Raw genomic sequence first — 23,365 nt, 5'->3', positions numbered from 1 at the left:
CCGCTCTCAGCGCTCCTGCATGCGCAGCGCCGCGTCGAGGCGCAGCACCGACCCGTTGAGCATGGGGTTGCCGATGATGCTCGAGACCAGCGCCGCATATTCGGACGGCTTGCCGAAGCGCTTGGGAAACGGGATGTTGGCCACCACCGCCTGCTGCACCTCCTCGGTCATGGCTTCCACCATGGGCGTGCCGAACAGGCCCGGCGCGATGGCCACCACGCGGATGCCGTAGCGGGCCAGCTCGCGGGCCGCCGGCAGGGTAAGCGCCGCCACGCCGCCCTTGGAGGCGGCATAGGCCCCCTGGCCGATCTGCCCCTCATAGGCGGCAACCGACGCCGTGTTGATGATCACCCCGCGCTCTCCCTCCGCATCCGGAGCGTGGGCCGTCATGGCATGGGCGGCCAGCCGCATGAGATTGAAGGTGCCGGTGAGATTGACGCGGACCACCCGCTCGAACTCGGCCAGCGAGGCCGGTCCCTCCCGCCCGACAATGCGCGCTCCGGGGGCGATGCCGGCGCAGTTCACCAATACAGACGGCGACCCGAGATCGGCGGTGATGCGGGCGAACGCGGCCTCCCACGCCGGACCATCGGTGACGTCGCACGCATAGGCACCGGCACCGAGGGACGCGGCGAGCGCATCGAGCGCCCCCGCATTGAGATCTACCAGCGCCACCCGGGCGCCCTCCTGTGCCAGGCGCTCGGCGGTGGCCCGCCCCAGCCCCGAGGCGGCGCCGGAGACAATAGCGGTCTTTCCCTGCAGCTGCATGGCGTTGTCCTCCCAGATGATGTGTGATGGTGCAGCTCAGGCGAGCCGGTCGATGAAGCGCGTGAAGTGCGCCGCCGGCTCGCGGGTGGTGGCGAAGGTGTTTTCCGGCGCGCTCATGTCCGCGTAGCCGAGCGCCATGCCGCACACCAGGGTCTGCGTGGGCGGCACCGCCAGGCGCTGGGTGATGACATGGCCATAATGGTTGAAGGCCGCCTGCGGGCAGGTATCCAGGCCGAAGGCGCGCGCCGCGATCATGATGTTCTCGAGGAACATGCCGTAATCGAGCCAGGAGCCTTTCTCCAGATCCCGGTCGATGGTGAAGAACAGCCCCACCGGCGCATCGAAGAACACGAAGTTGCGGGCCATCTGCGCCGCCGTGCCGGCCTTGTCGCCGCGCGCGATGCCGAGGCTGGCGTAGAGGTCCCAGCCCACCTTGCGCCGCCGCGCCAAATAGGGCTCGCGCCAGCTCCGCGGATAATAGGCATATTCCTCCTGGCCCACCGCGCCCGCCAGTGACAGCGCCCGCAGCTCGGCGCCGAGCGCCACCAGCGGCGCGCCGGTGAGCACCAGCACCTGCCAGGGCTGCACATTGCTGCCGGACGGCGCCCGGGCGGCCAGATCGAGCAGTTGCAGCACCAGCGCCGGCGGCACCTCGTCGGGCAGGAAGGCCCGCACCGCGCGCCGTGAGGCGATAGCCTCCACCGCCGTTGCCGCGGCGGAGCGGCCCGTGGGAGCGACGGGCGGCGCGGAGATCGAAGGCGAGGAGATCGAAGGCGAGGACATGGAGGACATGGAGGACATGGAGGACATGGGCGGCACCCTCATTTCTCGGGCATGTCCACGGGGCTGGACATGTCCAGGTTGGCGAGCTCGTACCCCCGCTTGAAATCGAGGATGTGCTTTTCCATCCAGTCCCGCGCCCGCTTCTCGTCGTGATCGCGGATGGCCTCGTAGATGCTTTCATGGGCCACCAGCAGGCGCTGGCCGGCGTTGAGGCGCGACATGACCCGGTAGAAGGGCGGGTAGAACAGCTCGCTCAGCGGCAACCGCGCCACCTGGATGGCGCGGTTGCGGGTGGCCTTGGCCACCAGTTCGTGAAACTCGATGTCGAGCTTGGTGAGGCTGGAACTGTCCTGCAGCGCCTGGCGGGTGGCCTCCAGGTTCCGGGCGATGGCGGCGAGATCGTCCTCGTCCGAACGGTGCGCCGCCGAGGCGGCGGCGGCCGGCTCCAAGGCGAACATGGCCTCCCACAATTCCTCGAAGGTCACCTGGTGAAGCACCATGGCGGCGGTGAGGCGGCGGGAGATGACGTCGGATTCGGGAATGGAGGCATAGAGCTTCTTGCGGCCCAGCTCGCGCCGCACGAACCCGTTCTGCTCCAGCACCCGGATCGCCTCGCGCACGGTGGAGCGGTTGACCCCCAGTTGCTCGGCCAGCCGGGCCTCTGCCGGCAGCGGATCTCCGGGGGCGATCTCCCCCGCCAGGATCTTCTCCTCGATGGTGCGGGCCACCAGGCGGAAGGCGGGCTCCGCCTGAACCGGATCAAACAACAGGGACATGTTTCATCTTTCCACCCAAGGCCGCGCGTTCCTTTTCAATATCGCGCAGCACGCGCCGCTGGATCTTACCGGTCATGGTCTTCGGCAGCTCATCGAGAAAGGCGATGGCCCGCGGATACTTATAGGGCGCGGTCACGGCCTTCACATGGTCCTGCAGGCTGCGCACCAGCGCCGCATCGGCCACGACCCCCGACCGCACCACCACGAACGCCTTCACGATCTCGCCCCGCTCCGTATCCGGCGCCGCCACCACCGCGCACTCCTGCACGGCGGGGTGCTCCAGAAGCGCATTCTCCACCTCCGAGGGGCCGATGCGGTAGCCCGCCGAATTGATGACGTCATCGCGCCGGCCGCGATGGTAGAAATAGCCATCCTCGTCCTTCGCCCCGAGATCCCCGGTGATGAACCAGCGGCCCTCGGGGCCTTCCACGTAGCAGTCGGCGGTGCGCGCCGGGTCGTCGAGATAGCCGAGCATCATCTGCGGGTTGGGGGTGAGCAGCGCGATGTCCCCCTCCGCCCCCGGCGGCAGGCGCACCCCGTTGGGGTCGATGATGTCCAGCTCCAGGCCCGGCGCCGGCAGGCCCATGGAGCCGATGCGCGTGGGCTTGGCGGGATAGTTGAGCAGCGTCATCAGCGTCTCGGTCTGCCCATAGGCCTCGAGAATGGCGATGCCGGTCTTGGCCAGCCACCGGTCGGCCACCGCCCCGTTCAGGGTTTCGCCGGAAGAGACGGTGTGGCGAAGCGCCGACAGATCGTGCGCCTCCACCCCCGCATCCACCACCCGGAACAATTCGGTGCCGGGCGCGCAATAGACGCTCACCTTGTATTTTTCCAGCAGCCGCAGCCGCTCCTGGGGGTCGAACGGACCGTCGTAGAAGAAGGTGGTGGCGCCGCAGCTCCAGGGACCGAACAGGATGGAGGTGCCGGCCTTGCTCCAGCCCACGTCGGCGGTGCACCACATGATGTCGCCGGGCCGCAGGTCCAGCCAGTAGCGGGCTGAATTACGCCAGGCATAGAGCCCCCGGGCCGCATGCAGCACCCCCTTCGGCAGGCCGGTGGAGCCGCTGGTATAGTAGAGAACGGCGGGATCATCCGCCTCCACCACCGCCGGCGCGGTCTCCGCCGCCGCCGCCATGGCCGGCGCCAGCGCCTCGAAGCCCGGCGCTTCGCCGATGGACAGGCGGACCGGCACCTCGTCCATCACCTCGGCAAACTTGTGGGTGTGCGCGGCGCGGGCCAGCACCGCCCGCACGCCCGCATGGCGGACGCGATAGGCGATGTCCTTGGCGGTGAGCATCTCGATGCAGGGAATGGGCACCGCGCCCCGCTTCAGGCAGCCCACCATGGCGATCTGCCATTCGGGAATGCGCGGCGTCATGATGAGCACGCGGTCGCCCTTGCCGATGCCGCGGGCGGCCAGCACCGCCGCGAAGCGGGCGCTCAGCCGGGCCATGTCGGAGAACAGGAAGACCTTCTCCTCCCCCTGCGCATTGGCCCAGATGAGGGCCGGGCGATCATCCTCGCGGGCCATGCGGTCCACCACGTCGACGCCGAAATTGAACGTCTCCGGCACATGCCATCGGAACGTCCGGCGGGTGGCCTCGTAATCGGTCATGTTGGGCGCCATATGCTCCTCCCGGGAACCTCTCGCGGGTTCTCTTCTCAGATCGCGCCGGCCGTGCGCAGCCCGGCAATATCGTCCTCACTGTAGCCGAGGCCGGACAGGATGGACGCCGTGTGCTCGCCCAGCAGCGGCGGCGGCGCGCGCAGGCTGGCCGGCGTGCCGGACAGCTTCACCGGAAAACCCAGCTGGGGAATGGTGCCTTCCTGCGGATGCTCCATGTGCAGCAGCATCTGGCGATGCCGGGCATGGGGCGCCGCGAACGCCTCCTCCATGGACAGCACCGGACCCACCGGAATGTCGGCGGCCTCCAGCGCGCCCACCCAGGCATCGCGCGGGCGGGTGGCGAACAGGTCGGCAAGGGTGCGCTTCTGGGCCTCGCAGGCGGCGCCCTGCGGCCATTGCTCGGCCTTCAAGGCGGGCAGTTCCACCGCATCGCAGAAGCGGTGCCAAAAATGCTCCTCGATCAGGCCGAGGGCCACGTATTTTCCGTCGGCGCAGGCATAGACATTGTAGCAGGGCGCCTGGCCGATGAACGGCCGCTCGCCGCCCTTCGGCTCCAGCCCGGCGAACAGATGGTCGGCCGCGTGCAGCGCCAGCCAGGAGATGGCGCCGTCATGCATGGAAATATCCACGAACTGGCCCTTGCCGGTCACCCCGCGGGAGAGCAGCGCGGCAAGGATGCCGGTGGTGGCCATCAGCGAGCCGCCGCCCACATCGGCGATGGACAGGCCGGGCACGATCGGCCCTTCCCCCGCCTTGCCGAACAATTGCAGCGCGCCGGCCTCGGCCAGATAGTTGAGGTCGTGGCCCGGTTTCAGCCGGTTCGGCCCGTCCTGCCCGTAGCCGGAGATGGCGCAATAGACGAGGCGCGGGTTGTCCGCCGCCAGGCTCTCATAGGAGAGGCCGAGCCGCTCCATGACGCCGGGGCGGAAGCCTTCCAGCAGCACATCTGCGGTGCATGCCAGGCGCCGCAGGATGGCCTTGCCCTCCGGCGTCTTCAGGTTGAGGGTGAGGCTCTTCTTGTTGCGGTTGAGCAGCAGGAACGAGCCCGACACCGTCTTCGCCATGGGCGCGAAGGTGCGGTTGTAGTCGCCGCCATCGGGCTGCTCGATCTTGGTGACGTCGGCGCCGAGGTCCGCCAGCATCATGGAGCAGAAGGCCCCCGGCAGCAGCCGGGTGAGATCCAGCACCTTGAGGCCGTCGAGGGCCGGGGGAACCGTGGCGGGGCGCGCGGCGGCGGGGGGTGTGAGCATGGTCATGTGAGAGGTCCCCATCAGGCGGCGGTCCAGCCGCCATCCACCGCGAGCGAAGCTCCGGTGATGTAGCTGGCGGCGGGCGAGGCAAGGAACAGGCAGGCGCCCACGAGCTCGGACGGGTGCCCGAAGCGGCCCATGGGGGTGCGCCCCGTCACCCGCTCCGCAAGGGCGGGATTGGCGCGCAGGCCCTGCGTGAGATCGGTTTCAAAATAGCCGGGGGCCACGGCATTCACCCGCACCCCCTTGCGCGCCCATTCCAGCGCCAGCTGGCGCGTCATCAGCTCCACCCCGCCCTTGGCGGCGCAATAAGCGGTGGTCTTGGCCAGGGCCACGCGGCCGGCCACGGAGGTGACGTTGACGATGGCGCCCGCCCCCTGCGCCAGCATCACCCGTCCGGCCTCGCGGCAGGCCAGGAACACGCCGGTGAGGTTGGTGTCGATCACCGCCTGCCATTCGTCCAGGCTGGTGTCCTGGGCCGGCTTGTACCAGGGATTGATGCCGGCATTGTTGACCAGCACGTCGATGCGGCCATAGGCATCGCGCACGGTGGCGCACAAGGCCTCCATATCCGCGGCGCGTGCCACGTCGGCGGGCACGCCGAGGGCCGAGCCGCCGCGCGCGGTGAGCGCCGCGACCGTCTCGGCGAGGGTGGCGGCGTCGCGCCCGGTGATCACCACATGGGCGCCCGCCGCCGCGAAGCCCTCGGCGAGGGCGCGGCCGAGCCCGCGGCCACCGCCGGTGACGATCACCACCTTGTCGGCCAGCCCGTCGGGCACCGCGGCCAGCGCCGCTGGAGAGACCCGCGCGCTCATGCCGCCGCCCTCCGTCCCTCGGCCTTGCCGAGCCGCCGGGCGATGTTCCAGCGGTGCACCTCCGACGGGCCGTCGTAGATGCGGAAGCCGCGCACGTCGCGGAAGATGCGCTCCACCTCCGTATCCCGAGTCATGCCGAGGCCGCCGAGAATCTGCAGGGCACGATCCACCACCCGGAAGATGGCTTCCGAGGCGTGCACCTTCACCATGGAGCTTTCCATGTTGGCCCGCTCGCCCTGGTCCAGCATCCAGGCGGCGTGCCAGATGCCGAGGCGGGTGGTGTGCAGGTCGATCTCATTGTCGGCGAGCATGAAGCCGACGCCCTCGTGGGCGATGAGCCGGGCCCCGAACGCCTCACGCTCGCGCGCATAATGCGCGGCGATGTCATGCGCCCGCTGGGCGGCGCCGAGCCAGCGCATGCAATGGGTGAGGCGGGCCGGCACCAGCCGCACCTGGGCATAGCGGAAGCCCTCGCCCACCGCGCCCAAGACATCGCTTGCGGGAATGCGCAGGTTCTCGAAGACCACTTCGCCATGGCCGCCGGTGAAGGAGGAATCCAGCGTGTCCAGCTCCCGCGCCACGGCAAAGCCCTTCGCCGGCAGATCGGTGAGGAACATGGTGGCGCCCACGTCCTGCCCGTCCACCAGGGTGCGCGCCATGATGATGGCGAAGGCCGCCCCGTCGACCCCGGTGATGAGCCACTTGCGGCCGTTGATGACGAAACTGTCGCCGTCCTTGACGGCGGTGGTCTTGAGCAGCGTGGGGTCGGCGCCGGCACCGGGGTGGGGCTCGGTCATGCAGAAGCAGGAGCGGGTCGCGCCCGCCGCCAGCGGCTTCAGCCAGCGCTCCTGCTGGGCCTGCGTCGCCACCGCCGCCATCAGGTGCATATTGCCCTCGTCGGGCGCCGCGATGTTGAGGGCCACCGGCCCCAGCATGGAATAGCCGGCCGCCTCGAACACCACCGCCCGGCCCACATGGGAGAGGCCGAGCCCGCCCCACCGCTGCGCCACATGGGGGCTCAGCAGGCCGGCGGCCCGGGCGGCGCCCACCAGCTCCTGCCGCAATGCGTCGGTGGGCCCGTGCGCGGTGCGGCGCGGATCGGTCTCGAAGGGAATGACCACGTCGCGCACGAAGCGTGCGGTGCGCGTGCGCAGCGCCGCAAGGTCCGGAGGGAGGGAGAAATCCATGGGGCGTCGCCTCAGAAGATCTTGTCGTTGACGATGTCGAGGGTGAAATCGAGCAACTCGTCGCCGAGCACGCCGAACGGCGCGTAGCGCGCATCGGAGGTCTCGCCGGCGCGGTAGCGGGCGTGGAGCTGGTGGAACACCACGCCGAGCTTCAGCATGGTCAGCACGCGATAGGGCTTCAGCGCATCGAGCGTGCGCCCGGTGGCGCGGGCATAGGCCAGCGCCACCTGCTCGCGGCTGGCGAAGCCGGCCTTGGCGGTGGGCATCTGGGCGAGCCGGTGCATGCAGCCGGGGTCGCCCGGCTCGGTCCAGTAGCTGAGCAGGGTGGCGAGGTCGAACAGCGGGTCGCCGCGGGTGCCCATGTCCCAGTCCACCACCGCCACCGGCGTCAGGCGGGTCGGATCGAGCAGCATGTTGTCGAGCTTGAAGTCGTTGTGCAGCAGGGTCGGCGCGTTGCCGGCGGGCTCGCGCACCTGCTCCAGCCACCGGGCGATGGCGCGCACCGCCGGCGACACCGCGCCGTCGCCGATCCGCGCGGCGCGGGTGAGCCAGCCGTGGGCGGTGCGGGCGAAGAAGCCGGTGGGCCGGCCGAGATCCCCGAGCCCCACCGCGTCCGCATCCACCGCATGGATGGCTGCCAGCGTCTCCACCAGCAGCGCCGAGAGGCGCGCGCCGGTCTGCGCGCTCTCATCCAGCGGGGCGAGGCTGTCGCCGCGGATGGCGATGCCGGCGCGGAACTCGAGGATCTGGAACGGCGCGCCAGCCACGGCGGCGTCAGCGCACAGATGCAGGCTGCGCGGCGCCAGCGGCAGCGCCCGCCAGAGGCGGGAGAGAATGCGATGCTCGCGGGCCATGTCATGGGCGCCGGGCGGCAGCGGCCCGTCGGGCGGACGGCGCAGCACCGCCCAGCCACCATCGGCGAGGCGCAGCAGGTAGTTCAGATTGGCCAGCCCACCGGCGAACTGGCGCGGCGCCATCCCCGGGTCGAGGGCGAGGCCCACGCCGGCGAGGTGGCGGGAGATTGCCCCCCAATCCTGCGGCCGGCTCTCCTGCGCCCCGCGCAACGCGACGCCGGCCGGCACGGCCGCCGACGGGCCAGCAGCGCGGGCCTCGGATCTCGCCTCAGACATGAAACGTCCTTCTCGAATTGTCCGACCAAAATTGTCGGACCAAAATTGTCCGGTCAAGCATGAAAATGTGATGCAGAGCAGCGAAAAATCAGCATACATCGCAGCAATTATATGAAATAACGTGAATTTTTAGAACACCCCGGAAAATCATCGTGTTCTTGACGAAAGACAGAGGCTCCTATTATCGTCGGATCATCAGATAAAAATAGCCTGGCAAAATGCACAGGCCGAGGGAGGCTCAGCCGTGAAACTTCACCAAGTCGGGATGCTTGCGCTTGCCTGCGCCATGGTCGCTCCGGCCCCGGCCCGCGCCGAGGGCGGGACGGCCATGGAGCAGTTCATGCCCATCGCCATCTACCGCACCGGGCCTTATGCGCCGGGCGGTTCGGGCATCTATGGGGCGTATGAGGACTATCTCACCCTGCTCAACCAGCGCGACGGGGGCGTCAATGGCGTGAAGCTGGTGCCCGAGGAATGCGAGACCGGCTACCAGCCCGACCGCATGATCGAGTGCTACGAGCGCCAGAAGGGCAAGGGCCCCACCGGCGCGGCCGCCTTCACCCCCTCCGGCACCGGCGGGGTGTATGCCCTCATCGACCGCATGACCGCGGACAAGATCCCCTCGGTCACCATCGGCTATGGCCGCACGGATTCGTCGGACGGCCGGGTCTTTCCCTATTTCTTCCCGCTGATCTCCAACTATTGGAGCGAGAATACCGCCACCATCCGCTTTATTGGCGAGAAGGAAGGCGGCATGGAGAAGCTGAAGGGCAAGAAGATCGCCAATGTGGTGATGGATTTCGCCGCCGGTCGTGAGACCCAGCCCATTCTCGACGCGCAGGCCAAGCGCTACGGCTTCGAGGTCACCACCTTCCCCATCGCCCCGCCCGGCCTCGACCAGCGCGCCGTGTGGCTCCAGGTGCGCCAGTACAAGCCGGACTGGGTGCTGTTCCGCGGCTGGGGCGCGGCCACCCCCACCGGCCTCAAGGAAGCCGCCCGTGCCGGCATCGCGCGCGATCGCATCATCGGCTGGTGGTGGTCGGGCTCCGAAGAGGACGTGACGCCGGCGGGCGCCGCCGCGAAGGGCTTCATCACCTCCCAGTTCCACGCCACCGGCGCCAATTATCCGGTGTTCGAGGACATCAAGAAGTATGTCTACGCCAAGGGCCTCGGCAATGTGGAGGAGAACCGCATCGGCTCGGTCTATTACGTGCGCGGCGTGCTGCACGGGGCGACCATCACCGAAGCCATGCGCACCGCCATGAAGAAGTTCGGCAACAAGCCGCTCACCGGCGATCAGGTGCGCTGGGGCCTGGAACACCTGACCATGACGCCCGAGCGCATCAAGGAGCTGGGCCTGGAGGGGCTGATGCCGGCCATCTCCGTCACCTGCGCCGATCACGAAGGCGGCGGCGCCATCCGCTTCCAGCAGTGGGACGGCGAGAAGTGGGTGATGATCTCCGACTGGATCAAGCCCGACCATGAGCTGGTGCGCCCCATGATCGAGGCCTCCGCCGCCAAGTATGCGCAGGAGAAGAACATCACCCCGCGCGACTGCGCCAAGGAGGACTGAGCCGGACGTCGCCACACCCACGGGAGGGACCACCATGACCCAGAACGTCGGGCGCCGGGATACCGCGGCCCAGAACACTGCCGCAGCCCCGGAAGACGCCTTGCTGACCATCAACGCCATCGAGGTGATGTACGGGCGCTTGGCGCTGGTGCTGCGGGCCCTCTCGCTCAGCGTGCCACGCCAGGGCGTGGTGGCCTTGCTCGGCGCCAATGGCGCCGGCAAGACCACCACCATGAAGGCGGTGGCCAACCTGCTGCGCTCGGAACGCGGCGAGATCACCCGCGGCTCCATCCACTATGACGGATCGCGCATCGACACGCTGGACGCCTGCGACCTCGCCGGCCGCGGGCTCTCCCTGGTGATGGAGGGGCGGCACTGCTTCCCCACCCTCTCGGTGGAGGAGAACCTGAAGGTGGGCGCCTTCTCCCGTCGCGACGGGGGGCGCGCCATCGCCGACAGCCTGGAGCTCGTCTACAGCTACTTCCCGCGTCTCAGGGAGCGGCGGAACATGGCCACCGGCTTCCTGTCCGGTGGCGAGCAGCAGATGTGCGCCATCGGCCGGGCGTTGATGGCCCGGCCGCGCCTGATCCTGCTGGACGAGCCCTCCATGGGCCTCGCCCCGCTGCTGGTGGAAGAGATCTTCGTCATCATCCGCGAGCTGAACCGCAAGGAGGGCATGAGCTTCCTCCTGGCCGAGCAGAACGCCTCGGTGGCGCTGCGCTATGCCACCTATGGCTATCTCATCGAAAGCGGGCGGGTGGTGCGCGAAGGCGCCCCCGAGGTCCTGATGGACGACCCGGAAATCCGCGCCTCCTATCTCGGCCTGGATGCCAGCGCCGCGCGCATGGGCGATGCCGCCCTCGCCGACCGCCGCCGCCGATGGCTCTCGTGACCCCGCTTCGCAAGGAACGCCCCATGAACAGCGCGCCGGATCACGCCGCTTTGTCACACCTGGCGCCGGCGGGCACCCTGCCCCAGGCGCTCCTCGCCGCCGCCCGCGACCACGCCGGCCGCCCGGCCCTGCGCCACAAGCGCGCCGGCATCTGGCACAGCTGGAGTTTCGAGGCCTATCTCGGCCATGTGGCCGCCATGGCCCGGCTGCTGGATGGCATGGGCCTTCGCGCCGGCAGCGTGCTCGCCACCGTGGGCGAGAACCGGCCGGAATTCTATGCCGCCCATCTCGCCGCCCAGGCGCTGGGCGCGGCGGCCATGCCCCTGAGCGGGGAATTCCTGCGGCGCTTCGGCGCCCCCGCGCAGACCCCGGACCTGGTGCTGTGCGACGGCGCCGAGGCGGCGCTGCTGTGGCAGGCCCGCCTGCCGGGCTTCTCCGGCCCGCTGCTGCGGCTCGACGAGATCGCCCCCAACCCCGATGTCGACCGCGACGAGGCGGTGGCCTGGCTTGCCATCCGCGCGGCCGGGCCCGGCGCCGCCGACACCGCCCTCATCCTTCATGACGACACCGCTGAGGGCCTGCCGGCGCCGGTGGCCCTCTCCCACGCGGCCCTGCTGCAGGCCGGCCGCGCCACCCTCAACGAGCTGGGCCTCGGCGCGCGCGACACCACCCTCGCCTTCCTGCCCATGTCCGGCATCGCCGATGCCGCCACCAGCCTCGTGCAGCCGCTGGTCAGCGGCCTGTGCGTCCATTGCGTGGAGGGCCCGGCCACCTTCCCCCTGGACCTGCAGGAGGTGGCCCCCACCTATCTGTGCGCGCCCGCGCGGGTGTTCGAGCTGCTTGATCGCTCCATCACCGCGCGGCTCGGCACCCAGAGCGGCGTCGGCCGCGCCCTGCAGCGCCTGGCGCGGGCGGGCCTGCCCGGCGGCACGCTGCTGTTCGCGGCGCCGCTCCTCAACGCCCTCGGCCTCAGCCGCTGCCGGAGCGCCGTGGTCACCGGCGCAGAGCCGGAGCCGGGCATGGTGGCGCGCCTGCTCGGCTATGGCGTGCCGCTGCGCACCGAATATGCGCAGACCGCGGCGGGGGCCATCGTGCCCGCGGCCCCCGCGACTCCCGCTGAGGGCGGGCGGTGCCCCCTCGCCCATGTGGAGGCGCTGCTGCGCGACACGCCGGAGATCGAGCGCGCCCGCGTCAGCGCCACCGACAACGGCCTGCTCGCGGAGATCGCCTTCGACCCCGCCGCGCTCGACCGCTTCCTGGAGGCCAACGGCCTGCCCGCTGGGGAAGGCGCCAGCGCGCTGCCCGCCGTGCGCAGCCTCGCCGACCGGGCGGTGGCCGCGGTGAATGCCGGCCGCAGCGGCGCCGCGCCAAAGATCACCACCGTGCGCATCCGCCCCCAGGGCTTCAGCCCCGCCGAGCTGACCCTGGCGGGCGAGGTCCGGCGCTCCGGCCCGACGGCTCCCCGGGTCGGAGCGCCGGCGGCGCACCAGACCAGCCGCTCCGGTGGCCCGGCGCCGCGCAGCGGCGGGGCGGTGCTGATGGAGATCCGCGATGTGAGCGTCGCCTTCGGTGGCGTGAAGGCGCTGACCGACGTCTCCCTCGACGTGCGGGCCGGCGAGATCCTCTCCGTCATCGGCCCCAACGGCGCCGGCAAGACCTCGCTGCTCAACGTGCTCAACGGCGTCTACCACCCCCGCGCGGGCACCATCACCTTCCGCGGCAAGACCCGGGCGCGGATGCGCCCGGCCTTCGCGGCGCGCTCCGGCATCGGGCGCACCTTCCAGCACGTCTCCCTGTTCAAAGGCATGAATGTCATCGACAACGTGATGGTTGGGCGCGCCGCACGCTTTCGCGCCTCGGTGCTGGCCAAGACCCTGCGGCTGCCGGCGGCCGCCCGCGAGGAAAGCCGCGAGCGCGCCGCCGCCGAGCGGATCCTCGCCTTTCTCGACCTGGAGCATCTGCGCAAGGTGCCGGTGGCCACCCTGCCCTATGGCGTGCAGAAGCGGGTGGAGCTGGCCCGCGCCCTGGCCACCGAGCCGAGCCTGCTGCTGCTCGACGAGCCCATGGCCGGCATGACCCACGAGGAGAAGGCCGACATGTGCGGCTTCATCCGCGCGGTGAACGAGAGCTTCGGCACCACCATCCTCATCATCGAGCACGACATCGGCGTGGTGATGGGCCTGTCCGACCGGGTGGTGGTGCTGAACTACGGCCGCAAGATCGCCGATGGCCCGCCCGACGCGGTGCGGGCCGACCCTGACGTCATCGCCGCCTATCTCGGCTCTGCCGCCATCGGCGGCACGGCTGCCTGAGGAGCGCTCCCATGTCCGATTTCTCCTTCTTTCTCGAAGTGGTGGTGGGCGGGCTGCTGTCCGGCGTCATGTACACTCTGGTGGCTCTCGGCTTCGTGCTGATCTTCAAGGCCTCCGGCGTGTTCAACTTCGCCCAGGGCGCCATGGTGCTGTTCGCCGCGCTCACGTTCGTCGGCTTCACCGAATACGGGCTGCCCTATTGGGCCGCCTTCCTGGTGACGCTGGTGGTGATGATGGCGCTGGCGGTGGGCATCGAACGCGCCGTGCTGCGCCCGCTGCTGGGGCAGGACGCCATGATCCTGTTCATGGCCACCATCGGCCTGTCCATCTTCCTCGAGGGCCTGGCCCAGCTCATCTGGGGCACCGGGGTGCGCGGGCTCGATCTCGGCATTCCCGATGATCCCATCGAATGGGGCGGCATCCTGGTCTCGCAGTTCGACCTCTCCACCGCGGTCATGGCGGCGGTGCTGGTGGCGGTGCTCTCGGTGTTCTTCAGCACCACCCGCATCGGCCGCGCCCTGCGGGCGGTGGCGGACGACACCCAGGCCGCCCAGGTGGCGGGGGTGCCGCTCGGCTTCATCTGGGCCGTGGTATGGGGCGTCGCCGGCTTCATCGCCCTGGTGGCCGGCCTGGTGTGGGGCGCCCGGCTGGGCGTGCAGTTCGCCCTGACCCTGGTGGCGCTCAAAGCACTGCCGGTGATGATCCTCGGCGGCTTCAACTCCATCGCCGGCGCCATCGTCGCCGGTCTCGTCATCGGCGTCAGCGAAAAGCTGGCCGAGGTCTATCTCGGCCCGTTCGTGGGCGGGGGCATCGAGAACTGGTTCCCCTACGCCCTTGCCGTCGCCGTCCTCCTGTGGCGCCCCACCGGCCTGTTCGGCGCCGCCCGTATCGCGAGGGTCTGACCCATGTTCTATCGAGACGCCGGAGCGCTCAAGACCTCCTACGCCCAGGATGCGGCGCTGTTTCCCCTCGCCTTCGACCGCCGCGCCATGATCGCCTTGGTGCTGGTGGCCGGCGTGGTGGTGCCGCTGGTGGCCAGCGACTATTGGCTGGGTTCCATCCTGCTGCCGTTCCTCATCCTGTCCCTGGCCGCCATCGGCCTCAACATCGTCACCGGCTATGCCGGCCAGCTCTCGCTGGGCTCAGCCGCCTTCATGGCGGTGGGCGCCTATGCGGCGCTGAACCTGGTGGCGCGCGTGCCGGCGCTGCCCTTCCCCCTCTCCCTCGCCCTCGCCGGCCTCATCGCCGGCCTGGTGTCGGCCCTGTTCGGCCTGCTCAGCCTGCGCATCCGCGGCTTCTATGTGGCGGTCGCCACCCTGGCGGCCCAGTTCTTCATCGAATGGCTCTGCACCCACGTGCCGTGGCTGCTGCTCGACAACCATTCCGGCGTGGTCTCCACCCCCACCCTGGGCTGGCTCGGCTTCGAGGTGGCCTCGATCCCGGCCCGCTACGTCACCGCCCTGATCATCGTCGCCGGCCTGGCGGTGCTCGCCATGAACCTGGTGCGCTCGGAACTGGGGCGGGCCTGGATGGCGGTGCGCGACCACGAGACCGCCGCCGAGCTGACCGGGGTGGATACCGTGCGCGCCAAGCTCTCCGCCTTCGCGGTGAGCGGCTTCTACTGCGGGGTGGCGGGCGCGCTCTGGAGCTTCCTCTATATCGGCACCATCGAAATCGAGGCTTTCTCGCTTCACCGCTCCTTCCAGATCCTCTTCATGATCATCATCGGTGGCCTCGGCTCCGTCATGGGGTCCTTCCTCGGCGCCGCCTTCATCGTGCTGCTGCCCGTCGCCATCACCAACGGGGCCGCGGTGTTCGGCTCGGCCATCAAGCCGGATGTCATCGCCAACCTGGAATTGATGATCTTCGGCGCGCTCATCGTCGGCTTCCTGATCCTGGAACCGCACGGCCTCGCGCGGCTCGTCAGCCATGCCAAGGCGCGCCTGCGGCGCTGGCCGCTGCGCTACTGATCCGCCTGTTCTCAAGGGGTTAACATGACCTTCTCCCACATCCGGGTCGACACTCAAGGCCGCGTCGGCACCATCACCCTGGCCCGGCCGGAGGCCCTCAACGCCCTCAACTCGGCCATGATCGCCGAGATCACCACCGCCCTCGCCACGTTCGAGACGACGCCGGAGATCGGCGCCATCGTCATCACCGGCTCCGACCGCGCCTTCGCCGCCGGCGCCGACATCAAGGAAGCCGCCAGCCGCACCTATCCCGACACCCTGCTGGAGAATTTCCTGGCCAGCTGGGACGTGGTGGCCCGTGCCCGCAAGCCGCTGGTGGCGGCCGTGGCGGGCTATGCCCTTGGCGGCGGCTGCGAAATGGCGATGATGTGCGACCTCATCATCGCCGCCGACACGGCCCGCTTCGCACTGCCAGAGGTCACCATCGGCATCATGCCCGGCGCCGGCGGCACCCAGCGCCTGTCCCGCTGGGTGGGCAAGGCCAAGGCCATGGACCTGTGCCTCACGGGCCGTCAGATCGACGCCGCCGAAGCGGAGCGCATCGGCCTGGTTTCGCGCGTGGTCCCCGCCACCGAGCTGCTGCCGGCCGCACAAGCTATCGCCGCCACCATCGCCGAAAAATCGCTGCCGGTGGTGCTGAGCATCAAGGAAAGCGTCAACCGGGCCTATGACACCTCCCTGTCGGAGGGGCTGGGCTTCGAGCGGCGGGTATTCCAGGCGCTGTTCGCCACGGCCGACCAGAAGGAAGGCATGGCCGCCTTCGTGGAAAAACGTCCGCCCCGCTTCACCCACCGCTGACGCAGCCCGGCGCCGTGCGTGCGACCCGCGCGCGCTGGACCCGAGACCGGACGCCCACCATCTCAGCCACACGAGAAGCAGAACACAAAACTGATTTTACTCATCAATACTGATGTTTATCGCGCATGATGGCGCCCAAACCCGTGCCAAGGACGCCTCCAGCCCAGACTCAGATCTTGCCGTAACCATGCAATGCGGGGCCGCCGAAGCGATCACGTCGCGGGCAATCTGCCGATGCGCAGGTCGACGGGGCGAGCGGTGGCAGACGGTCAACCGCGGATGACGATCAGGGGGCCAATCCTGAACGTGGACACGCCGAGGGCGCGTTGGATGAAGGAAAGCGTGGCGGTGGTGTCGGTGATAGCGAGAGTACCGCTGACGCGACGCTGCGCCAGCTCCTCGCCAGCGATCACGATCCGGCCGGAGAAGTGGCGGCTCATTTCCTCGACGACGAAGGACAACGGTGCGCCGTCCACCACCAGCTGGCCGCGCCGCCACGCCAGCGCCAGCGTGGGGTCGCTCGGCTTCACCTCGCTCGTTCCCGTCCCGCGGTTCAGGATGCCCTGCTGCCCCTCGGCAACCCGCACCGCGGGGCGCACGCTCTCGGCGAACTCCACCAGCACGGCGTGCTGCGTGACCGTCACGTCGGTCTCCGCCTCGCCCAGGCGCACGTCGAAGGCGGTGCCGAGGGCCACCACCCGGGCATTCCCCACCTCCACGCTGAAGGGGCGCGCGGGATCACGCACGACCTGAAAGAAGGCCTGCCCCCGCAGCAGCCGCACGGTGCGCTGCGCGCCGTCATAATCATAGGCCACCGCCGATGATGCATTGAGCTGCATGGTGCTGCCGTCCGCCAGCGCGATCACGGGCCGTTCGCCGGCACCCGAGATGACATCCGCCTGAAGGCGCATGGGACCATCCAGTGCCACGAACAGGCCCCCGGCAAGGGCGAGGGCCAGAAGGCAGCCCGCCACCGGTTTGGCGACACTGCGCGGCTTCACCTTGAAGCTGCGGAGCTCGGGATCGGACTCGATGGCAGCGCGGGCATCGCCCATCAGCAGTTCCGCGAGCTCATAGGCACGGCGGTTGCCCGGGTCCTCGTCCAGCCAGAGCTGAAAGGCCGCCCTGTCGCTCGCGGATGAGGATGCATCGCGGTTGCGCAGCAGCCATTCCGCAGCCTCCACATGGCGTCGATGTTGCGCGCGCGCGCCTTGCCTGGTTGGCATCGGGGGTCCCGAAAGTCTCGCAGTCTCACTCAGTAGACGAGCCGGCCTATCAAAATGGGACATCTAGAGCAATTTCGCGCGACGCGGGTAGCACCTTTCTCGCGGAGAGCGACGTAAAACCAGGCAACCGGGGGCCGGCCATCAGCCGTGCAGAAGAAGCCGGTCGAGGCAATGGGCCAGAGCCTGCCGCAGGTGGCGGTCCACCATGTTGCGGCTGATCTTCAATCGCCGCGCGATCTCATCCGGCGACATATGATGCAGCCGGTGCATGATGAAGACCGCCCGGCGTCGCGGGGGCAGTTCGCCGATGGCCTCCCGCAGGATGATGATCCGCGCCTCGATATCCAGGCCCCGGTCGGGGGCGGCCGCATCCGCCGGCACGACACAGGCCTCTTCCTCCGTGCCGGCGAACAGGCGCATCTCGAACCGCTCGCGCCGGAAACGGTCGATGCCCAGATTAACGGCGGCGCGGCACAGAAAGGCGCGGATCGAGCGCTTGTCCCGCAGCACGTCAGGTTGCGCGGCCAGCTTGACGTAGAGGTCGTGCACGATGTCCAGCGCGGCACCACGGGAATGGCCGCGCCGGCGCACGGCGGCCGTGATCTCCTCGTAATGCGCCTCGATGGCCCGATTCAGCAATTCGTTGCTGTCGATATTGGTCGAGCAGGTCAGAGAGCTCGAGAGAGATGCCATCGCCGCAATTCCATAGAGGATATCCGTGGCGCACTGCGTCCCGGGCGAGGGAAAAAGAGACCGGCAGGAGCCTACCGCCACCCACTAGTCTTCCGCCTCGCGCCTCTGCCGCGGTGAGCGCCAACCGATTGACCGGTCCGAGATGAATACATGATGGTAAAATATAGGCAGATGGGAAAATCATTCAATAACAATAACTTAGAACTACTCCAGATCTGCTTGAGTGAACCCGAGGAGAAACCCGGGGCGCGCCGGTTAATGGCTGATATAGCTCAACGAATCCGGCCCATAGCCGGCCGCCCGCCGTGGTGTGCCCCCACAGCCGCCGGTCAATTTCCACGCAGTGTTGCCCTTACGCAACGCCACCTCCTCCCGCCGCCATGGGCACGACCGGCAAGAGGGAAGCACATAGCGGGACGCACATGGGCGTGCCGGTCACCGGATCGGGCACGACGGTGGCGGCGACACCAAAGACCGTAGCGATGGCCTCGGCCGTGAGGACCTGCGCGGGTGCGCCGGCGGCCATGATCCGCCCGGCCTTCAGCAACACCATGTGATCGACATAGCGGGCCGCCTGGTTGAGGTCGTGCAGCACGGCGACGAATGTCTTGCCGCGGCCGCGGACCAGTTCCACCACCAGTTCCATCACCTCGATCTGGTGCGCCAGATCCAGGAAGCTGGTGGGCTCATCCAGCAGGACGATGTCCGCTTCCTGCGCCAGGGTCATCGCGATCCAGGCGCGCTGGCGCTGGCCACCGGACAGATCCGCCAGGGGACGATCGCGCAGGGCCGCCATGTCGGTGAGCCGCAGGGCCTCGTCGCATGCAGCGACATCGCGCGCAGACCAGCGCTCGAACAGGGCGCGGTGCGGATAGCGGCCCTGCTGAACGAGATCGAACACCGTGAGGCCTTCCGGTGCGATCGGCCCCTGCGCCAGCAGGCTGACCCGCTTCGCCAGCGCCTTCACCGGCAAGCGGGAAATGGCCTCGCCGTCCAGAAGCACCGCGCCCTCCCGCGGCGCCAGAAGACCCGCCAGGGCGTGCAGCAGGGTGGACTTGCCACTGCCGTTCGGCCCCACCAGAGCGGTGAAGGCACCCGGCGGAACCGCAAGGTCCAGCTCGCGCAGGATCAGGCTGCGCCCATAGCCGGCGGAGAGGTTCCGGGCACGCAGCCCGCCTTGATCGTCACACGGCGACATGGCGACGTCCCCAGAGCAGATAACCGAAGAACGGCGCACCGACGAGCGCGGTCATCAGGCCCGCAGGCAGCTCCACCGGCGCCACCACCGTACGGCCCAGAAGATCCGCCGCCATCACCATGGCCGCGCCGATCAGCGCCGCCACCGGGATGACGCGGCGGTGGCCTGGACCGACCAGGCCGCGCGCCATGTGCGGCGCCATCAGCCCGACGAAACCGATCAGGCCGGCGGCCGCCACGGCGGCGCCCGACAGAAGGGCGCACAGCAGGATCATGACGGCGCGCGCGCCCTCCACCCGCTGCCCCAGACTGCGCGCGACCTGGTCGCCGAAGCGGATGAGATCGAGGTCGCGACAGGACAACAGCGCCACCGTCAGCGCCGGCAGCAGCCAGAGGGCAAGGATCCGCACCTTGTCCCAATCGGCGAGATAGAGGCTGCCTGCCAGCCAGATCAGCGCCCGCTGCACCTCCTTCACATCGCCGAAGGCGGTCATCAAGGTGGTGGCGGCGGTGGCCAGGGCGCTGACGCCGATGCCGATCAGGATGATCCGGAGCGACGCGGTTCCATTGCGCCAGGACAGCGCATAGACCGCCAGGGTCGCCGCACCCGCACCGGCAAAACCGGCCACCGGCAGGAGCTGCGCGTCGCTGACGCCGCATGCGACGATCACCGTCGTGGTCGCCAGCGCCGCGCCGGCATTGATGCCGAGCAACCCCGGTTCGGCCAGCGGATTGCGCATCAGGGCCTGGGCGATGGTCCCGGCCACGGCGAGGCTGACGCCCACCAGCACCTCGAGGAGCACCCGCGGCAGGCGCAGATCCATGATGATCATGTACGCCTGGGGGCTCAGCGGCGGGCCGCCGAAGAGCCCCTGAACGAGCGCGCCGAGCGGAACCCCATGATCGCCGACCCCCAGCCCGGCGGCCGCGAGCACGCCGATGGCGAGCAACAGGGAGAGGACGCAGGCGGTCATCGCAAGCTCCCCAACCTGCCATGGGCCAGCGCGATGAAGAACGGCGCGCCGATGAGAGCCATGGTAACGCCGACGGGAAAGCTTTGATTGGAAAAGAGAAGACGCCCCACGATATCACCCGCCAGCACCAGCAGGGCGCCGCCGGCCGCGCAGAAGGGGATGATCCAGCGGTAGTCGAAGCCGATGGTCATGCGCACCATGTGCGGCACCACCAGCCCTACGAGGCTGATGGGCCCGGCCAGCGCCACCGCCCCGCCCGCCAGCAGGATCACGAGCACCACAGCGACGCTCCGCCAGGCGAGGGGATGCTGCCCCACCGACCGCGCCGCCGTGGCCCCCAGGCTGAGGGTCATGAGATGACGGCCGAGCAGCAGCGCGCCCACCAGCCCGGCGATCATGTAAGGCGAGACCGCGAGCACCTGGTCCATGGTCCGCCCTGCGAGCGAGCCGGCGGTCCAGAGCCGTACGGCATCGAGGGTGGTCTGGTCGAAGATGAGGATCGCGGTGGTCAGGGAGGTCAGGAAGGTGGTGAGCACCGCCCCGGCCAGCACCAGCCGCGTGGTGACGCCGCTGCGTGGCCCGAGGGCGCCGACCGCATAGGTGACCACGGCGGCGGCGCCGGCCCCGGCGAAGGCGAACCAGACGAAGACGCTGCTCGAGCCGATGCCGAACAGGCTGATGGCGATGACCACGGCGAAGGCGGCGCCGGCGTTGATGCCGAACAGCCCGGGCGACGCGAGAGGATTGGCGGTGACCGCCTGCATGATGGCCCCGGCCACCGCCAGCGCCCCGCCACAGAGCAGCCCAGCCAGCACCCGCGGCAGGCGCAGCGTCCACACCACCAGATGCTCCCGCGAGCCATCGAACGCGAACAGCGCCTGCACCACGTCGGCACCGCCTATGCGCGCGCTGCCGACCACGGCAGACCCCAGCGCCGCCACGATGACGAGACCGGTGAGCGCGGCGAGGGCCACCCGCTTATTGCCTTCGGACATCATGGAACAGGACGTTCCGCGAGGATGTAGCGCTCCACATCGTCGAGGATACGATGGGCGGAAGCGACGCTGTTGAAGCCCATCCAGGCGCCCCGCTCGAGGCGATGCACATGGCCTGCGCGGGCGGCGGGCAGCATCTGCCACAGGGGATTGTTCAGCGTCTCGGCGGCCAGAGCATCGTCGTTCGCGGGATCGTAGGCGTTGACGACCACATAGAGGATCACATCGCCATCGAGGGCCGCGAGGGCTTCCCAATCCGGACGCCGGAACACCGTGTCGTCGGTGGTGGTCTCATAGGCCGTGCGCTTCACCCCCGCCTCCCGCAGCACCGCATAGGGCGCGTATGCCTTCGGCCCATCGAGATAGACCTGGAAGCCGTAGGGGGCGATGCGGATAACGGAAACCTTCTGCTCCGGCGCGCGGGCCCGCAGCGCCGCGGCGCGCGCCTCATAGGCGTGCAGGTTCTGCAGCGCCGCCTCCATCTGCCCGGTGGCCGCGCCCAGCGCCAGATAATGCGCCTTCCAGTCATCGGCGGTGATGAGCACCGTGGGCGCGATGCGCGTCACCCGCTCCCTGAGCTCGCCGTGCATCTGCCCGATGCCGATGATCAGATCCGGCTTCAAGGCGATGATCTTCTCCAGGCTCGGCTGCCGGAAATCGCCGATGTCCACCACCCCCGCCTGCCGAGCCCCCTCGACCACCGCTGCGTCCGCCGCCGTGGAAAGGGGCGCCCCCACTACAGCAACGCCGAGCTCACGCGCCATTCCAAGGCTGAAGTACGGATCGAGCACTACCACGCGCTGCGGCTGCTCCGGCACGCAGACGGACGCGCCGAGGATATGCTCCGCGACCACCCGGCCGTCACATCCCCCTCCGAAGGCCCCCGGTGGGAGCCACAGGCACAGGAGCAGCGGCACGAGACGCCCCGCCCAACGCGCCGCGCACGCGCCGGTCCGCCGGCCGCGGCTCAGCTGCGCGGCCCCACGCACTGTGCGAGCCTGTGACACGTTCCGCCCCGCCTCAACCATGCCGCCCCACCCGTGGCTGATCATCGAGGGGCGCATGCCCGCTCGATCAACAGACGAACGAGCGCGGCCCAATGGGACGACGCGGTGCCAAAAAGCTCAGCGCGGACGCACCGCGACCGGCGCCGAAGACTGGCGCCCGCTGCAATTGCGAATGGTCATGCGGCAATGAATATGCGACAAGGCTGGTTGTGCCGACCGGTGATGCTCCCGAGCGACTGCGCGCCATGCAATTGAAACGACAATCTGAAATTGCCATCAATATCCTGGCGGTCTGCGCTGGCAATCCAGAGAAAAAATTCCCGGCTCAACTGCTCGCGGACAAGGTGGGCGCCACGAAGGATCACGCGCATCAGGTCATCGCGCTTCTGGTGCGCCACGGCTTCCTGCGCAGCGAGCGCGGTCCGGGTGGCGGCGTCCGCCTCGCCATGGACCCCGACAAAATCAAGCTCGTGGACGTCTTGCGGATCACCCAGCCAAACCTCGAAGGCAAGCCCAAGGAAGACCCGGCCGCGGCGTCTCCCAACGGGCAGGCGCTGCTCGACACCATCGTCGCGGCGGCGTCCTCCTTCTTCGTGCGCCTGCTGGACCGCTTTACCATTGCCGACCTCGTCGCCCCCATGGATGCCGACCAGGCGGCTTCAGTTCACAGCCTGCTGATGGCCGCGCCCGCCGAACCTCCGCCACCTTCCCCGCCGTCCGGCGCTGCTCGTCTGGCCCGCGGCCGTGGCGCCACCCGGGCACGAGCGGCGCTTTCACGGGCGGGAACGGCCTGAGAGAGCACCAGAGGCCCCTCCCAGTGCCCTATCCCACGGGCCCCTAGGCGTGCGGCTCGGAGGCAAAGTCGGCAACGGTGTAACGCTCGGCCAGATGCAGCAGGTTTCGGTATCCCGCCTCCACCACCACGTGAAACGCGCTGGCCGCTGACACCGTCACGCTGCGCTCCTCCTGAAGCCACGCGAGCCCCGGCTGGGTGATGCTGAGGATCTGCGCCAGCGTAACCTCGCGCGGATCCACCGCCAGCTGCACGCTCCCATCATGCCGGCTGCGCAACAGGCGCCTCTGCGCCAGCGTGGCGGCGACGCGCGCCGCCGTCCCGGCGCTGGCCTGGGCATGATCAGCCATTTCGCGTTTCGTGACGTAGGTTTCCGGCGCCCGCGCGCAGAGGGACAGGATGGACACCGCGATCTCGGTTTGGCGAGTGAAATACATCCGCTTTCTCCCAACCTGCGACAGACGGCCGGCCACGACTGGACACACGTTGACGCGCAAACCGCAAGGCCGTGATGCGATAGCTCTTGGGCGTGCTACGCCGTCATGGCCGCGCCCCGGTCTCAACGACCGGAGCGCGTGGCGCCACCTCGCGCGCCCGCT

22 protein-coding genes and 1 pseudogene are annotated in these 23,365 nt (G+C 69.3%); 8 read left to right on the top strand and 15 right to left on the bottom strand.

Features of this window, described 5'->3' with window-relative positions:
• Positions 1 to 6 precede the first annotated feature (6 nt).
• From ACU4E7_RS08210 to ACU4E7_RS08175, 8 genes are read right to left on the bottom strand one after another with little or no spacing between them, the layout of a single operon-like run.
• Entirely contained in the window at positions 7 to 768 is a 762-nt protein-coding gene (locus ACU4E7_RS08210; protein WP_447021216.1) for an SDR family NAD(P)-dependent oxidoreductase, read from the bottom strand.
• Between the two features lie 36 nt (positions 769 to 804).
• A complete protein-coding gene (locus ACU4E7_RS08205; RefSeq protein ID WP_447021215.1) occupies positions 805 to 1,578 on the bottom strand; it encodes a nitroreductase in 774 nt (257 codons plus the stop codon).
• Between the two features lie 11 nt (positions 1,579 to 1,589).
• Positions 1,590 to 2,327 carry a FadR/GntR family transcriptional regulator gene (locus ACU4E7_RS08200; RefSeq protein WP_238122230.1) on the bottom strand — a complete coding sequence of 246 codons (738 nt, stop codon included), beginning with the start codon at positions 2,325 to 2,327 and terminating at the stop codon, positions 1,590 to 1,592.
• Complete coding sequence (locus ACU4E7_RS08195) at positions 2,311 to 3,954, bottom strand: acyl-CoA synthetase (RefSeq protein WP_447021214.1); 1,644 nt, start codon at positions 3,952 to 3,954, stop codon at positions 2,311 to 2,313. The genes ACU4E7_RS08200 and ACU4E7_RS08195 overlap by 17 nt, the downstream gene beginning before the upstream one ends.
• A 35-nt stretch (positions 3,955 to 3,989) precedes the next feature.
• Complete coding sequence (locus ACU4E7_RS08190) at positions 3,990 to 5,210, bottom strand: CaiB/BaiF CoA transferase family protein (protein ID WP_238122232.1); 1,221 nt, start codon at positions 5,208 to 5,210, stop codon at positions 3,990 to 3,992.
• Positions 5,211 to 5,224: 14 nt separating this feature from the next.
• Positions 5,225 to 6,019 carry an SDR family NAD(P)-dependent oxidoreductase gene (locus tag ACU4E7_RS08185; RefSeq protein ID WP_447021213.1) on the bottom strand — a complete coding sequence of 265 codons (795 nt, stop codon included), beginning with the start codon at positions 6,017 to 6,019 and terminating at the stop codon, positions 5,225 to 5,227.
• A complete protein-coding gene (locus tag ACU4E7_RS08180; protein WP_447021212.1) occupies positions 6,016 to 7,206 on the bottom strand; it encodes an acyl-CoA dehydrogenase family protein in 1,191 nt (396 codons plus the stop codon). The genes ACU4E7_RS08185 and ACU4E7_RS08180 overlap by 4 nt, the downstream gene beginning before the upstream one ends.
• An 11-nt stretch (positions 7,207 to 7,217) precedes the next feature.
• A complete protein-coding gene (locus ACU4E7_RS08175; protein WP_238122235.1) occupies positions 7,218 to 8,336 on the bottom strand; it encodes a phosphotransferase family protein in 1,119 nt (372 codons plus the stop codon).
• 244 nt (positions 8,337 to 8,580) lie between these two features.
• On the opposite strand from ACU4E7_RS08175, the gene ACU4E7_RS08170 reads away from it, so the two are divergent.
• The 7 genes and pseudogenes from ACU4E7_RS08170 to ACU4E7_RS08140 all read left to right on the top strand — a co-directional run bounded on the left by ACU4E7_RS08170 (position 8,581) and on the right by ACU4E7_RS08140 (position 15,881).
• Positions 8,581 to 9,909, top strand: a complete 1,329-nt coding sequence (locus tag ACU4E7_RS08170; protein WP_238122236.1) for an ABC transporter substrate-binding protein — start codon at positions 8,581 to 8,583, stop codon at positions 9,907 to 9,909.
• Between the two features lie 34 nt (positions 9,910 to 9,943).
• A complete protein-coding gene (locus ACU4E7_RS08165; RefSeq protein ID WP_238122237.1) occupies positions 9,944 to 10,801 on the top strand; it encodes an ABC transporter ATP-binding protein in 858 nt (285 codons plus the stop codon).
• Positions 10,789 to 11,961: pseudogene (locus ACU4E7_RS08160) on the top strand (AMP-binding protein); the annotation flags it as partial. The gene ACU4E7_RS08165 and the pseudogene ACU4E7_RS08160, both read left to right, overlap by 13 nt.
• Before the next feature lie 378 nt (positions 11,962 to 12,339).
• On the top strand, positions 12,340 to 13,113 hold the full coding sequence (locus ACU4E7_RS08155) for an ABC transporter ATP-binding protein (protein WP_238122457.1): 774 nt from the start codon (positions 12,340 to 12,342) through the stop codon (positions 13,111 to 13,113).
• 11 nt (positions 13,114 to 13,124) lie between these two features.
• Entirely contained in the window at positions 13,125 to 14,015 is an 891-nt protein-coding gene (locus tag ACU4E7_RS08150; RefSeq protein ID WP_238122238.1) for a branched-chain amino acid ABC transporter permease, read from the top strand.
• Positions 14,016 to 14,018: 3 nt separating this feature from the next.
• Positions 14,019 to 15,083 (top strand): branched-chain amino acid ABC transporter permease, encoded by a 1,065-nt coding sequence (locus ACU4E7_RS08145; protein WP_238122239.1) that lies wholly within the window; start codon positions 14,019 to 14,021, stop codon positions 15,081 to 15,083.
• Between the two features lie 24 nt (positions 15,084 to 15,107).
• Complete coding sequence (locus ACU4E7_RS08140) at positions 15,108 to 15,881, top strand: enoyl-CoA hydratase (RefSeq protein ID WP_447021211.1); 774 nt, start codon at positions 15,108 to 15,110, stop codon at positions 15,879 to 15,881.
• Between the two features lie 269 nt (positions 15,882 to 16,150).
• Here the strand turns inward: ACU4E7_RS08140 and ACU4E7_RS08135 are convergent, their stop codons facing one another.
• The 6 genes from ACU4E7_RS08135 to ACU4E7_RS08110 form a co-directional block, all read right to left on the bottom strand.
• The gene (locus ACU4E7_RS08135; RefSeq protein WP_447021210.1) at positions 16,151 to 17,107 is read right to left on the bottom strand and encodes a FecR family protein; all 957 of its coding nucleotides are present in this window, start codon (positions 17,105 to 17,107) and stop codon (positions 16,151 to 16,153) included.
• Positions 17,108 to 17,248: 141 nt separating this feature from the next.
• Positions 17,249 to 17,800, bottom strand: coding sequence for an RNA polymerase sigma factor (locus tag ACU4E7_RS08130; protein WP_447021604.1), 552 nt, complete (start codon positions 17,798 to 17,800; stop codon positions 17,249 to 17,251).
• A 352-nt stretch (positions 17,801 to 18,152) separates the two neighbouring features.
• Positions 18,153 to 18,998 carry an ABC transporter ATP-binding protein gene (locus ACU4E7_RS08125; protein ID WP_447021209.1) on the bottom strand — a complete coding sequence of 282 codons (846 nt, stop codon included), beginning with the start codon at positions 18,996 to 18,998 and terminating at the stop codon, positions 18,153 to 18,155.
• Positions 18,985 to 19,971 (bottom strand): FecCD family ABC transporter permease, encoded by a 987-nt coding sequence (locus ACU4E7_RS08120; RefSeq protein ID WP_238122244.1) that lies wholly within the window; start codon positions 19,969 to 19,971, stop codon positions 18,985 to 18,987. Before ACU4E7_RS08120 ends, ACU4E7_RS08125 begins: the two co-directional genes overlap by 14 nt.
• On the bottom strand, positions 19,968 to 20,969 hold the full coding sequence (locus ACU4E7_RS08115) for a FecCD family ABC transporter permease (protein ID WP_447021208.1): 1,002 nt from the start codon (positions 20,967 to 20,969) through the stop codon (positions 19,968 to 19,970). Before ACU4E7_RS08115 ends, ACU4E7_RS08120 begins: the two co-directional genes overlap by 4 nt.
• Positions 20,966 to 21,820 carry an iron-siderophore ABC transporter substrate-binding protein gene (locus ACU4E7_RS08110; RefSeq protein WP_447021207.1) on the bottom strand — a complete coding sequence of 285 codons (855 nt, stop codon included), beginning with the start codon at positions 21,818 to 21,820 and terminating at the stop codon, positions 20,966 to 20,968. Before ACU4E7_RS08110 ends, ACU4E7_RS08115 begins: the two co-directional genes overlap by 4 nt.
• 245 nt (positions 21,821 to 22,065) lie before the next feature.
• Here ACU4E7_RS08110 and ACU4E7_RS08105 point away from each other — a divergent pair, with 245 nt between their 5' ends.
• Positions 22,066 to 22,767, top strand: a complete 702-nt coding sequence (locus ACU4E7_RS08105) for an RrF2 family transcriptional regulator (protein ID WP_447021206.1) — start codon at positions 22,066 to 22,068, stop codon at positions 22,765 to 22,767.
• 43 nt (positions 22,768 to 22,810) lie between these two features.
• Here ACU4E7_RS08105 and ACU4E7_RS08100 read toward each other — a convergent pair whose 3' ends face one another.
• Positions 22,811 to 23,203 (bottom strand): Rrf2 family transcriptional regulator, encoded by a 393-nt coding sequence (locus tag ACU4E7_RS08100; protein WP_447021205.1) that lies wholly within the window; start codon positions 23,201 to 23,203, stop codon positions 22,811 to 22,813.
• Positions 23,204 to 23,365: the final 162 nt, after the last annotated feature.

The sequence above is a fragment of the Xanthobacter sp. ZOL 2024 genome (assembly GCF_052932325.1).
This window is presented reverse-complemented; position numbering and strand designations above follow the sequence as displayed.